At 69.9% G+C, this 12,602-nt stretch carries 12 protein-coding genes; 7 read left to right on the plus strand and 5 right to left on the minus strand.

Annotation, left to right across the window (positions count from 1 at the left end):
• Positions 1-34: 34 nt before the first annotated feature.
• Positions 35-1,219, minus strand: a complete 1,185-nt coding sequence (gene nadA / locus Sru02f_RS08135; protein WP_109032094.1) for a quinolinate synthase NadA — start codon at positions 1,217-1,219, stop codon at positions 35-37.
• A gap of 275 nt (positions 1,220-1,494) precedes the next feature.
• Between nadA and Sru02f_RS08140 the strand changes: the two genes are divergently transcribed.
• Positions 1,495-1,851, plus strand: coding sequence for an iron-sulfur cluster assembly accessory protein (locus Sru02f_RS08140; protein ID WP_003976654.1), 357 nt, complete (start codon positions 1,495-1,497; stop codon positions 1,849-1,851).
• A gap of 101 nt (positions 1,852-1,952) precedes the next feature.
• Here the strand turns inward: Sru02f_RS08140 and Sru02f_RS08145 are convergent, their stop codons facing one another.
• Entirely contained in the window at positions 1,953-3,488 is a 1,536-nt protein-coding gene (locus tag Sru02f_RS08145; RefSeq protein ID WP_109031775.1) for a hypothetical protein, read from the minus strand.
• 114 nt (positions 3,489-3,602) lie between these two features.
• Positions 3,603-3,812 (minus strand): hypothetical protein, encoded by a 210-nt coding sequence (locus Sru02f_RS08150; protein ID WP_109031776.1) that lies wholly within the window; start codon positions 3,810-3,812, stop codon positions 3,603-3,605.
• A gap of 132 nt (positions 3,813-3,944) precedes the next feature.
• On the opposite strand from Sru02f_RS08150, the gene Sru02f_RS08155 reads away from it, so the two are divergent.
• Entirely contained in the window at positions 3,945-4,919 is a 975-nt protein-coding gene (locus Sru02f_RS08155; protein WP_016326033.1) for a carbohydrate kinase family protein, read from the plus strand.
• A 120-nt stretch (positions 4,920-5,039) separates the two neighbouring features.
• On the opposite strand, the gene Sru02f_RS08160 is transcribed toward Sru02f_RS08155, so the two are convergent.
• Positions 5,040-6,422, minus strand: coding sequence for a cysteine desulfurase/sulfurtransferase TusA family protein (locus Sru02f_RS08160; RefSeq protein ID WP_109031777.1), 1,383 nt, complete (start codon positions 6,420-6,422; stop codon positions 5,040-5,042).
• A gap of 329 nt (positions 6,423-6,751) precedes the next feature.
• Here Sru02f_RS08160 and ctaC point away from each other — a divergent pair, with 329 nt between their 5' ends.
• The 4 genes from ctaC to Sru02f_RS08180 all read left to right on the plus strand — a co-directional run bounded on the left by ctaC (position 6,752) and on the right by Sru02f_RS08180 (position 11,260).
• Positions 6,752-7,711: an aa3-type cytochrome oxidase subunit II gene (gene ctaC, locus Sru02f_RS08165; protein ID WP_011028168.1), complete on the plus strand. Its 960-nt coding sequence runs from the start codon at positions 6,752-6,754 to the stop codon at positions 7,709-7,711.
• Positions 7,708-9,444, plus strand: a complete 1,737-nt coding sequence (gene ctaD, locus Sru02f_RS08170; protein WP_003976660.1) for an aa3-type cytochrome oxidase subunit I — start codon at positions 7,708-7,710, stop codon at positions 9,442-9,444. Before ctaC ends, ctaD begins: the two co-directional genes overlap by 4 nt.
• Positions 9,441-9,839 (plus strand): cytochrome c oxidase subunit 4, encoded by a 399-nt coding sequence (locus Sru02f_RS08175; RefSeq protein WP_109031778.1) that lies wholly within the window; start codon positions 9,441-9,443, stop codon positions 9,837-9,839. The genes ctaD and Sru02f_RS08175 overlap by 4 nt, the downstream gene beginning before the upstream one ends.
• Before the next feature lie 146 nt (positions 9,840-9,985).
• The gene (locus tag Sru02f_RS08180) at positions 9,986-11,260 is read left to right on the plus strand and encodes a L,D-transpeptidase (protein WP_109031779.1); all 1,275 of its coding nucleotides are present in this window, start codon (positions 9,986-9,988) and stop codon (positions 11,258-11,260) included.
• A gap of 104 nt (positions 11,261-11,364) precedes the next feature.
• Here the strand turns inward: Sru02f_RS08180 and Sru02f_RS08185 are convergent, their stop codons facing one another.
• Positions 11,365-11,766, minus strand: a complete 402-nt coding sequence (locus Sru02f_RS08185) for a response regulator (protein ID WP_109031780.1) — start codon at positions 11,764-11,766, stop codon at positions 11,365-11,367.
• A 198-nt stretch (positions 11,767-11,964) separates the two neighbouring features.
• On the opposite strand from Sru02f_RS08185, the gene ctaE reads away from it, so the two are divergent.
• Positions 11,965-12,585: an aa3-type cytochrome oxidase subunit III gene (ctaE, locus tag Sru02f_RS08190; protein ID WP_003976664.1), complete on the plus strand. Its 621-nt coding sequence runs from the start codon at positions 11,965-11,967 to the stop codon at positions 12,583-12,585.
• Positions 12,586-12,602: the final 17 nt, after the last annotated feature.

Genomic DNA, 12,602 nt, shown 5'->3' on the forward strand with positions numbered 1-12,602 from the left:
GACACCCTCGGTGCTCTGCCGCTGCGAGAACCGCCTACGGAAGCGCCAGCATGCGCTCCAGGGCCAGCTTCGCGAACGCCTCCGTCTCCTGGTCCACCTCGATGCGGTTGACCAGCGTGCCCTCGGCGAGGGACTCCAGCGTCCAGACCAGGTGGGGGAGGTCGATGCGGTTCATGGTCGAGCAGAAGCAGACCGTCTTGTCGAGGAAGACGATCTCCTTGTCCTCGGCGGCGAAACGGTTCGCCAGGCGGCGGACCAGGTTCAGCTCGGTGCCGATGGCCCACTTGGAACCGGCCGGGGCCGCCTCCAGGGCCTTGATGATGTACTCGGTCGAGCCGACGTAGTCGGCGGCGGCGACGACCTCGTGCTTGCACTCCGGGTGCACCAGGACGTTCACACCCGGTATGCGCTCGCGCACGTCGTTGACCGAGTCGAGGCTGAAGCGGCCGTGCACCGAGCAGTGGCCCCGCCACAGGATCATCTTCGCGTCGCGCAGCTCCTGCGCCGTCAGCCCGCCGTTCGGCCGGTGCGGGTTGTAGACGACGCAGTCCTCCAGGGACATGCCCAGGTCCCGCACCGCCGTGTTGCGGCCCAGGTGCTGGTCGGGCAGGAAGAGGACCTTCTCGCCCTGCTCGAACGCCCAGTTCAGGGCGCGCTCGGCGTTGGAGGAGGTGCAGATGGTGCCGCCGTGCTTGCCGGTGAACGCCTTGATGTCCGCCGACGAGTTCATGTACGACACGGGCACGACCTGCTCGGCGATCCCGGCCTCGGTCAGCACGTCCCAGCACTCGGCGACCTGCTCGGCCGTGGCCATGTCGGCCATCGAGCACCCGGCCGCCAGGTCGGGCAGGACCACCTTCTGGTCGTTCGAGGTCAGGATGTCGGCCGACTCCGCCATGAAGTGCACACCGCAGAAGACGATGTACTCGGCTTCCGGGCGCGCCGCCGCGTCCCGGGCCAGCTTGAAGGAGTCGCCCGTGACATCGGCGAACTGGATGACCTCGTCGCGCTGGTAGTGGTGACCGAGCACGAAGACCTTGTCACCGAGCTTCTCCTTGGCCGCGCGGGCGCGTGCGACCAGGTCCGGGTCGGAGGGCGAGGGCAGGTCACCGGGACACTCCACACCGCGCTCGCTCCTCGGGTCGGCCTCGCGGCCGAGCAGCAGCAGGGCGAGGGGCGTCGGCTGTACGTCGAGCTCCTGGGTTTGGGCGGTGGTCACGACACGCACCCTTTCTAGTTTCGTCGACCCTTTTCGTCGAACTGACGCTATATATCATAACCGGTTCACGTCACTTTGACGATGTCCATAGTGTCGGTGTGACATGAATCCCGGTGCCCGAGCGGCCTTCCACAGCCGCTGACCGTCTGCGCGGGCATGTGCGAGCATGAAGGGAGCGCCGAGGACAAAGACTCGGTCCCGCCCGGAATGAATCCGCGGCTCCGTCGGTTGAAACCGTCGGCAAGCAGTCTCCGTACAACCCGGGAGAGATGTAGATGTCCGTATCGGACGAGACCACCACCGTCACCGACGGCATCATCCTGACCGACGCCGCCGCGGCCAAGGTCAAGGCCCTGCTCGACCAGGAAGGCCGCGACGACCTGGCGCTGCGCGTCGCCGTCCAGCCCGGCGGCTGCTCCGGCCTGCGTTACCAGCTCTTCTTCGACGAGCGCTCCCTCGACGGTGACGTGGTCAAGGACTTCGGTGGCGTGAAGGTCACCACCGACCGCATGAGCGCCCCGTACCTGGGCGGCGCCACCGTCGACTTCGTGGACACCATCGAGAAGCAGGGCTTCACGATCGACAACCCGAACGCGACCGGCTCCTGCGCCTGCGGCGACTCCTTCAGCTGACCGCCGGCGGGCGGAGTCGCGCCGCACCCGAGTGCGAGAAGGGCGGTGGCCCGGGGTTCGTCCCCGGGCCACCGCCCTTCCGCCGTCCCTCGGGTGCGGTGTCACCCGGCCCCGGACGGAGCCGGCAGCCGCGCGCCCGGCTTGTGCACCGGGACGTCCTTGCCGTCCGAGCCCACGACCGTCCGGTCGCCGAGCGGCTCGTCGAGCGGCACCGTCCGCTCGTACTCCTTGGCGATCAGGATGCACACCTGGTCCGGATGCGGGGTCTCGGTCACCGTGACGGTCACCTTCCCGCCGCTCTCCTTCGCCTTCGCGTCGTAGTCGGAGCACACCCCGCCCGTGAAGTGCACGGTCAGCTCGCCGTCGGCAGCCGTGTAGCCGCTCACCCGGACGTCCCGCGGCTCCCCGGGCCCGGCGGTCGGCCCGTCCGGGGCCGACGGGGAGGTGGGCGGCGTGGCGGGGGCCGCCGTGGTCAGGAACCTCGGCTCGACCGCGGGATAAGTGACCGTCACCGCGTCCCGCGCCCCCGGCGCCCGCACCTCGAACAGCCAGGACGGCACCAGCGTCTGCTGCCCCCGCACCGGATGCGCGGCCAGGCCGAACACCGCGTCCTCGACCGTGGCGGTCTGCCTCTTCCCCGCCCCGGGCCGCTCCGGAGCACCGGTCGGCGGCGCGCAGGGCGTGTCCGCCCCGTCCTGATGCGGTACGGGACTGGCGCAGCCGCCGATGCCCCCGGCACCACCGGCGCCGGAACCGGCACCCGGCGCGTTCAGCAGCGCCAGCGTCTCCTCCGCGTTCAGGACGGGGTACGTGTCCCCCTTGACCGGTGCCTTCGTCCGGCCGCTGCCGCCGACCACCTCGCCCTGCGCCCCGACGACGATCCCCGTCGTCCAGCCGTACGAGGGCAGCCCGCCCACCTCGGGTTCCGCGTTCACGGCCCGTCCGGCGCCCATCACCTGGCTCGCGTCGAGCTTGGCGTCGTCCTGGCCCAGCGCCTTCAGCACCGGTGCCGCCGCCTTCTTCGCGGCCGCCTCGCCCACCGGGTTCCCGTCGGCGGAGGGGGCCTTGCAGACCGGCCCCTTCTTGCAGTTGTCGGTGCCGGGCGCGTAGCGGTGGAAGGTCCAGGTGCCCGGTGCCTGACGGCTCACCGTGAGCAGCGGCCCGGAACCGTCCTTCGCGTTGCCGACCTTCCACGCCTCGCCCTGGGTACGGGGCGCGCCCTCGACGCCCAGCGCCTCGGCCAGCCGGGCCACCTCGGCCTCGGTGACGTCGCCCTTCGCCCGGTACACGGGCGCCGAGCCGGGGCCCTCGGGGAGCGGCCCGTCGGCGCGGTAGGTGACGCCGTACGGGTTCGGTTCGCCCGGCGCGATGCCGTTCGGGCCGCCCTCCGGGGACGACGCCCCGTGGTCGTCGAGGGGGAGCGGCGGGGGCGTGTCGTCGCCCGAGGCCCCGGACGCCGTACCGCCGTCCGTGTCGTCCCCGGTGGCGGACGTGGCCAGGTAGGCGCCGCCGCCACCCATCAGCAGCACGGCGGCGGCGACCGACGCGACCGCGACCGCCCGGGGGCGCCGCCGCGCGGGACGCCCGCCGCCGGCCTCGTCGGCGGCGTCGTCGTTGTCGGGTCGCTCGGTGTTCACCGCATCGCTCCTTCGGCTGTTGCTGGGGACAGCGATGGGACGCGGTGGGCCGGGATCCGGTTCCCGGTGACGGCGCGCTTCGCCCGAACGGCCCCGAGGCCGCCCGGCGGCCGCTCAGTCGCCGTAGTCGGACATCGCCTCCAGCAACCGGGCCGAGGCCGGCGGCACCCGGACGCCGTGGATGAGGGCGAGCGGCACCGGCCGGGCGGAGGCGCCGGCGGGCGCCGACCAGCGCGGAGTCATCCGGGCGCAGTCGCCGCGCAGCGACGCCAGGTCGCCGTCCAGGTCGGCCGGAGCGGGGTCGACGGTCCTCAGGTTCGTCATAACAGAACCGTAGGCACGTCCCGCGCCGCGAAGAAAGTTGTACTACCGGGTAGTTTCGCCTGCTTCAGCCTGACGGTGCCGCCGGGTAGCGTGAACCGTCAACCCGCCTCCCCTCAGGAGAGAGTCCACGCCGTGCGCATCGCAGTCACCGGCTCCATCGCCACCGACCACCTCATGACCTTCCCCGGCCGCTTCTCGGACCAGCTCGTCGCGGACCAGCTGCACACGGTCTCGCTCTCCTTCCTGGTCGACCAGCTGGACGTACGCCGGGGCGGCGTAGCCGCGAACATCGCCTTCGGCATGGGTCAGCTCGGCACCCGTCCCGTCCTGGTCGGCGCGGCCGGCTCGGACTTCGACGAGTACCGGGCCTGGCTCGACCGGCACGGCGTCGACACCGACTCGGTCCGCATCTCCGAGACCCTGCACACCGCCCGCTTCGTCTGCACCACCGACGCCGACCACAACCAGATCGGCTCCTTCTACACGGGCGCCATGAGCGAGGCCCGCCTCATCGAGCTGAAGACCGTCGCCGACCGGGTGGGCGGCCTGGACCTGGTCTCCATCGGCGCGGACGACCCGGAGGCGATGCTCCGGCACACCGAGGAGTGCCGCGCACGGTCCATCCCGTTCGCCGCGGACTTCTCCCAGCAGATCGCCCGGATGAACGGCGACGAGATCCGGATACTGCTGGACGGGGCGACCTACCTCTTCTCCAACGAGTACGAGAAGGGGCTCATCGAGACCAAGACCGGCTGGAGCGACGCCGAGATCCTCGACCGGGTCGGCCACCGCGTCACCACCCTCGGCGCGCGGGGCGTGCGCATCGAGCGGGCCGGCGGGGAGACCATCGAGGTCGGCGTCCCCGACGAGGAGCGCAAGGCCGACCCCACGGGTGTCGGCGACGCCTTCCGCGCGGGGTTCCTGTCGGGACTGGCGTGGGGCGTCTCGCTGGAGCGGGCCGCGCAGGTCGGGTGCATGCTGGCGACGCTCGTCATCGAGACGGTCGGTACGCAGGAGTACCAGCTGCGGCGCGGGCACTTCATGGAGCGGTTCACGAAGGCGTACGGGGACGAGGCCGCGGGGGAGGTTCAGGCGCACCTGGGCTGATTTCGGGGGGCGACTATTCGGTTGCCTCGCGAGGCGCGCTGTCGGGTGCGGGTGCGTCGTGGTTGTTCGCGCCCACGCGGCGGAGCCGCACATCGACACAGCCCCGCGCCCCTGAGTGAGTCAGCTCGTCCGGCGGACCAGGTAAGCCGTTCCTCTCTCCGCCGGTTCCTCGCCCACGTACTCCTGGCCCCGCATCTCGCACCACGCCGGGATGTCCAGGCGGGCCGCCTCGTCGTCGGAGAGGACGCGGACGGTGGCGCCGACGGGGACGTCGCCGATGACCTTGGCCAGTTCGATCACCGGAATGGGGCAGCGCCGGCCCAGCGCGTCCACGACGAGGCCGGGGCCGGCCGCGCGGACGTTCTCCGTCGCGGCCGGCGCCCCCAGCTTCTCGCGCACCGCGGCCACCGTGCCCGGAAGTACCTCCAGGAACCGCTCGACGTCCTCGGCCGGGGTCCCGGCCGGCAGCGACACCCGGACGTTGCCCTCGCTGAGCACCCCCATCGCCCGCAGGACGTGGCTCGGCGTCAGCGTGCTGCTCGTGCAGGACGATCCGGACGACACGGAGAAGCCGGCGCGGTCCAGCTCGTGCAGCAGGGTCTCCCCGTCGACATAGAGACACGAGAAGGTGACGATCCCGGGCAGCCGGCGCGAGGGATCGCCGACCACCTCCACGTCCGGCACCAGCTCCGGCACCCGGGACCGGATCCGCTCCGTCAGCTCCCGCAGCCGGGCCGCCTCCGCCGCGGCCTCGGCCCGCACCGCCCGCAGCGACGCCGCCGCGGCCACGATCGCCGGCAGGTTCTCGAAGCCGGGCGCCCGCCCCGACTCCCGCTCGTCCCCGGGCCCTTGGGGCGCGAACCGGACACCCTTGCGCACGGCGAGCAGCCCCACCCCCGAGGGTCCGCCCCACTTGTGGGCGCTGCCGGTCAGCAACGACCAGTCGCCCTCGACCCGCCCCCAGCCCAGCGACTGGGCCGCGTCCACCAGCAGCGGCACACCCGCGGCCCGGCAGGCCTCGGCCACCCGGGACACCGGCTGCTCGGTGCCCACCTCGTGGTTGGCCGACTGGAGACAGGCCAGCGCCGTGTCCTCGCCCAGGGCCGCCGCGTACGCCGCCGGGTCGACCGCGCCCGCGCGGTCCACGCCCACCTGCGTGAGACTCCCGCCGCCGGCCTCGTGCGCCTCGGCCGCATGCAGTACGGAGGAGTGTTCGACGGCTGACACGATCAGGTGGCGTCCGACGCGGCGCCGCCCGGCCAGCGCCCCCGCAACCCCTGAATGCACCGCCCGCGTCCCCGAAGGAGTGAACACCAACTCGTCCGGCCGACACCCCACGCACTCGGCCATCGCCTCCCGAGCGGCATCGAGCAGCAACCGCGCTCGCCGCCCTTCGCGGTACAGCCGAGCAGGATCGGCCCACCCCTCGTCGAGAGACGCCAACAGCGCCTGCCGGGCAACGGGATGAAGGGGAGCAGCGGAAGCAGCATCGAAGTAAGCCACACGCCAACGCTAGAACGCCGGGGGCTGTAGCGCCCCGCCAGGGGCGCGGGGCTGTGACATGTGCGGCTCCGCCGCGTGGGCGCGACAAGCCACGACGCACCGTCAGCCGCCCACGAAACCGCACCTCCCCGTCCCGTAGGCGCCCCCATCCCACCCTTAAAGAGTGACCCCCGGCGCGTATGCCACCCTCCCCGCGACCCCCCGGATGGCGTCGGCTAGGGTTTGGTCCGCATAAACATCAAACCCCTGCCCGACGCAGGGCGGCGACCGACCAGCGAGAAGGCAGGCCGCAGCCAACCGCGCGGGCGAGACTCTCGGGAAGGCGCTACGTGAGTCCCAACGGCTCCGACCGCTCGCCGCGGCGCCCGATGCGGCGGAAGCTGCTGCAGGCACTGACCGCGGGCCTGGTCCTGGCGACCGCCACCGGTTGCACATACGAGGACTTCCCCCGCCTCGGCATGCCCACCCCCACCACGGAAGAGGCTCCGCGGATCCTCTCCCTGTGGCAGGGCTCATGGGCAGCCGCGCTGGCCACCGGCGTGCTGGTGTGGGGCCTGATCCTGTGGAGTGTCTTCTTCCACCGGCGCAGCCGCACCAAGGTCGAGGTCCCTCCACAGACCAGGTACAACCTGCCCATCGAGGCGCTGTACACCATGGTTCCGCTCGTCATCGTCTCGGTGCTGTTCTACTTCACCGCGCGTGACGAGTCCGATCTCATGAGCCTCAACAAGAAGCCCGACCTCACGGTCAACGTGGTCGGCTTCCAGTGGAGCTGGTGCTTCAACCACATCGAGGACGTCCCGGGCTCCACCGGCGACGCCAAGACCTCCAAGGAACTGGCCGGCATCCCGGACCGGTTCATCGAGGACTTCCCGGCCAACGCCGGCGGTGTCTACGACTGCGGTACCCCCGGTACGGAGAACCCGCAGACCGGCAACCCCGGCCCGACCCTCTGGCTCCCCAAGGGCAAGACGGTCCGCTTCGTCCTGACCTCGCGTGACGTCATCCACTCCTTCTGGGTGGTGCCGTTCCTCATGAAGCAGGACGTGATTCCGGGCCACACCAACGCCTTCGAGGTGACCCCCAACAAGGAGGGGACCTTCCTGGGCAAGTGCGCCGAGCTGTGCGGCGTGGACCACTCCCGGATGCTGTTCAACGTCAAGGTCGTCTCCCCGGAGCGCTACGAGCAGCACCTCCAGGACCTCGCGAAGAAGGGGCAGACCGGTTACGTTCCCGCGGGCATCGCTCAGACGAGCCACGAGAAGAACCGGGAGACGAACAACCTGTGAGCATCCTCAACGAACCCCAGGGTGCCTCGGCAGCGGAGGACTCGTACGAGAACGAGCTGCCGGTACGGCGCAAGCAGCCCGGCAACGTCGTGATCAAGTGGCTCACGACCACTGACCACAAGACGATCGGCACGATGTACCTGGTGACGTCGTTCGCGTTCTTCGTGATCGGCGGCGTGATGGCGCTCTTCATGCGCGCCGAGCTGGCTCGACCTGGTCTGCAGATCATGTCGAACGAGCAGTTCAACCAGGCGTTCACGATGCACGGCACGATCATGCTGCTGATGTTCGCGACGCCGCTGTTCGCGGGCTTCGCGAACTGGATCATGCCGCTGCAGATCGGCGCGCCGGACGTGGCGTTCCCCCGGCTGAACATGTTCGCCTACTGGCTGTACCTGTTCGGCTCGACCATCGCGGTGGGCGGGTTCCTGACCCCGCAGGGCGCGGCCGACTTCGGTTGGTTCGCCTACTCGCCGCTGTCCGACGCGGTGCACTCGCCCGGCATCGGCGGAGACCTGTGGATCATGGGCCTGGCCTTCTCCGGCTTCGGCACCATCCTCGGCTCGGTCAACTTCATCACCACGATCATCTGCATGCGCGCGCCCGGCATGACCATGTTCCGCATGCCGATCTTCACCTGGAACGTGCTGCTGACCGGTGTGCTGGTCCTGCTGGCCTTCCCGGTGCTGGCCGCGGCCCTGTTCGCGCTGGAGGCCGACCGCAAGTTCGGTGCCCACATCTTCGACTCGTCCAACGGCGGGGCCTTGCTGTGGCAACACCTCTTCTGGTTCTTCGGGCATCCAGAGGTGTACATCATCGCGCTGCCGTTCTTCGGCATCGTCAGTGAGATCATCCCGGTCTTCTCCCGCAAGCCGATCTTCGGCTACATGGGTCTGATCGGCGCGACGATCGCGATCGCGGGTCTGTCGGTGACGGTGTGGGCCCACCACATGTACGTCACGGGCGGCGTGCTGTTGCCGTTCTTCTCCTTCATGACCTTCCTGATCGCGGTCCCGACCGGTGTGAAGTTCTTCAACTGGATCGGCACCATGTGGAAGGGCTCGCTGTCCTTCGAGACACCGATGCTGTGGTCCACCGGCTTCCTGATCACCTTCCTCTTCGGTGGTCTGACCGGTGTCATCCTCGCCTCGCCGCCGCTGGACTTCCACGTCTCCGACTCGTACTTCGTGGTGGCGCACTTCCACTACGTGGTCTTCGGCACCGTGGTGTTCGCGATGTTCGCCGGCTTCCACTTCTGGTGGCCGAAGTTCACCGGCAAGATGCTGGACGAGCGCCTGGGCAAGATCACCTTCTGGACGCTGTTCGTCGGCTTCCACGGCACGTTCCTGGTCCAGCACTGGCTGGGTGCCGAGGGCATGCCGCGTCGTTACGCCGACTACCTGGCAGCCGACGGCTTCACCGCCCTGAACACGATCTCGACGATCAGCTCGTTCCTGCTCGGCATGTCGATACTGCCGTTCTTCTACAACATCTGGAAGACCGCCAAGTACGGCAAGAAGATCGAGGTGGACGACCCGTGGGGCTACGGCCGTTCGCTGGAGTGGGCGACCTCCTGCCCGCCGCCGCGGCACAACTTCCTCACGCTGCCGCGCATCCGCAGTGAATCCCCCGCCTTCGACCTGCACCACCCCGAGATCTCCGCGATCGACCAGCTGGAGAACGTCGGCCACGGTGAGAAGGCCCTCGCCGGCGGCAAGGAGGCCGGGAAGTGAAGATCCAGGGCAAGATGTTCATCTGGTTGAGCGTCTTCATCCTCGCCGTGGCGGTTGTCTACGGCTACTGGTCCAAGGAGCCGGCCGGTACCACGGCCCTCTTCCTGGCCTTCGGCCTGGCCATCATGATCGGCTTCTACCTCGCCTTCACGGCGCGGCGGGTCGACGCGGGTGCGCAGGACGACATGGAGGCGGACGTCGCGGACGACGCCGGCGAGGTCGGGTTCTTCAGCCCGCACAGCTGGCAGCCGCTGTCCCTCGCCGTCGGTGGCGCCCTCGCCTTTCTGGGCATCGCCGTCGGCTGGTGGGTCATGTACTTCTCGGCACCGATCCTCATGGTCGGCCTGTTCGGCTGGGTCTTCGAGTACTACCGCGGTGAGAACCGCACCCAGTAGCACGCGGACCCAGTAGCACGCGTCGAGCGCGAAGGGGCCCGGACACTCCGCCAGGAGCGTCCGGGCCCCTTCGTCTGCCGTACGGCCCCTCACCCTTCCGGCTTACCCACCGCGCCGCCGCTGACGTCTCTCCCTAGCGTGAGGCCATGAGCAACACGGTTCACTTCCAGGCGCGGGGGCGTACGGTCGTCGGCTGCACCCTGCTGGTGATCGCCCTCGGCGCGAGCGGCACCGCCTGCCTCGGCGACGACGACAACCCGCTGTCGGCCACGCCCTACGACGCGGCCGGCCAGATCTCCTTCAACGGCCCCACGGACGCCGGGAAGAAGGCCGACCCGGACAAACCCCTGGAGGTGGTCGCCGAGGGCGCCGACGGGCGCATCACGGACGTCACGGCCATGGACGCGGCCGGACGCCACGTCGCGGGCGAGCTGTCCGCCGACGGCGCCCGCTGGCACAGCACCTCGCCGCTGGCGGCCAACGCCAGCTACACGGTGCGGGTCAGCACCGAGGACGGCGACGGCGCGCCCGGCCGCAAGGTGCTCACCTTCGAGACCGGCAAGCCCGGCGCGAAGAAGACCCTGGACGTCACCTTCGGGCCCAAGGCGGGCGCGTACGGCGTCGGTCAGCCCATCACGGCGGAGCTGAGCCAGCCGGTCCGGGACCCGGCGCAGCGGGCCATAGTGGAGCGCGCCCTGAAGGTCGACTCCACCCCCTCCGTGCGGGGCGCCTGGTACTGGGTGGACGACAAGAAGCTCCACTACCGGCCCGAGGAGTACTGGCCCGCCCACGCCACCGTCAAGGTCCACAGCACCCTGGACGGCATCAAGATCGGCGACCGGATGTGGGGCGGCAAGGCGAAGCCCCTGAAGATCACCACCGACGACCGAGTCGTGGCCGTCACCGACGCCTCCGCGCACACGCTGACGGTCTTCAAGGACGGTGAGGAGATCCGGCAGATCCCGGTCACCACCGGCAAGCCCGGCTTCGAGACCCGCAACGGGGTCAAGGTCGTCCTCGGCAAGGAATCCTTCGTACGCATGCGCAGCACCACCGTCGGCATCGCCGAGGGCTCCTCGGAGTCGTACGACCTGCCGGTCTACTGGGCCACCCGGGTGACCTGGAGCGGCGAGTACGTGCACGCCGCCCCCTGGTCCGTGGGCTCGCAGGGCATCGCCAACGTCAGCCACGGCTGCGTCGGCATGAGCACCGACAGCGCGGAGTGGTTCTTCAACACGGTCCAGGAGGGCGACCTCGTCGAGGTCGTCAACTCCGGCGGCGAAACGATGGAACCCTTCGGCAACGGCTTCGGCGACTGGAACATGGACTGGACCAAGTGGCGCACGGGCAGCGCCCTCACGGGCACCGGCAACGCGTCCGGCACGGAGGACCAGGCGAGGCTGAGACCGGAGAGCGTCTAGAGGCGCCTGGGGGCAGCGTCCCAGGGGCGCGGGGAACTGCGCGAGAAACCACGACGGCGCCGCAGACGCCAACGCTACCCGCACCCCCGAGCTGAGAGGCGCCCCTACACCCCCTGCAGCCGCTTCTCCCGCAGCAGCGCGGCCAGCGCACCCGCGAACTCCACCGGCTCCACCGGCAGCGTCACAGCCGCCTCAGCCCGGCTCCACGTGGCCAGCCACGCGTCCTGCGGCCGCGCGATGAGCAGCAGCACCGGCGGGCACTGGAAGACCTCGTCCTTGATCTGACGGCACATGCCCATCCCGCCCATGGGCACGGCCTCGCCGTCCAGGACGCAGACGTCGATCCCGCCCCGGTCCAGCTCCTTGAGCACGGCGGCCGGGGTGGCGCACTCCACGAACTCGACCACGGGCACGTCCGGAGCCGGCCGGCGGCCGGTCGCGAGCCGCACCTGTTCGCGGGTGTTGGAGTCGTCGCTGTAGACCAGCACCGTGGCGGTCGCCTGCATGCTTCCTCCGATACGCGGTGAGACCGGTGAAGGCTGTCGTAGCCCGTTGGGGCGGATGCTACTCCCTCGAACGTCCCGTCAGCACTGGTTCGGACAGGGCTTCGACGGGCCGTTCGATGGGCCATCCGGGCCGTACAAGCAGGGGGAACACACCGAACGGCACCCCCCGGGGTGAGGGCGGGATAAGCGACCGACATAATGTCGGTCGTGGCGACAGCAACGACAGTAGAAACCGGGCACGCGCACCCGTCGGTCAACCGGCCGAACCTCACCAGCGTCGGAACCATCATCTGGTTGAGTTCCGAGCTGATGTTCTTCGCGGCCCTCTTCGCGATGTACTTCACCCTGCGATCGGTGACCGGCCCGGACTTCTGGTCCGAGAAGGCCGACGCGCTGAACATCCCGTTCTCCGCGACGAACACCACGATCCTGGTGCTCTCCTCCCTCACCTGCCAGCTCGGCGTGTTCGCGGCCGAGCGCGGTGACGTGAAGAAGCTCCGGATGTGGTTCATCGTCACCTTCGTGATGGGTGCGATCTTCATCGGCGGTCAGGTGTTCGAGTACACCGAGCTGGTCAAGCACGAGGGCATCTCGCTCTCGTCCGACCCGTACGGCTCGGCGTTCTACCTGACCACCGGCTTCCACGGACTGCACGTGACGGGCGGACTGATCGCCTTCCTGCTGGTCCTCGGCCGCACCTACGCGGCCCGGAGGTTCACCCACGAGCAGGCGACCGCCGCCATCGTCGTGTCCTACTACTGGCACTTCGTCGATGTGGTCTGGATCGGCCTGTTCGCCACGATCTACCTGATCAAGTAGTCGCGGCGCGCACCCGC

Origin of the sequence: Streptomyces rubrogriseus (assembly GCF_027947575.1) — a bacterium.
GTDB lineage: Bacteria > Actinomycetota > Actinomycetes > Streptomycetales > Streptomycetaceae > Streptomyces > Streptomyces rubrogriseus.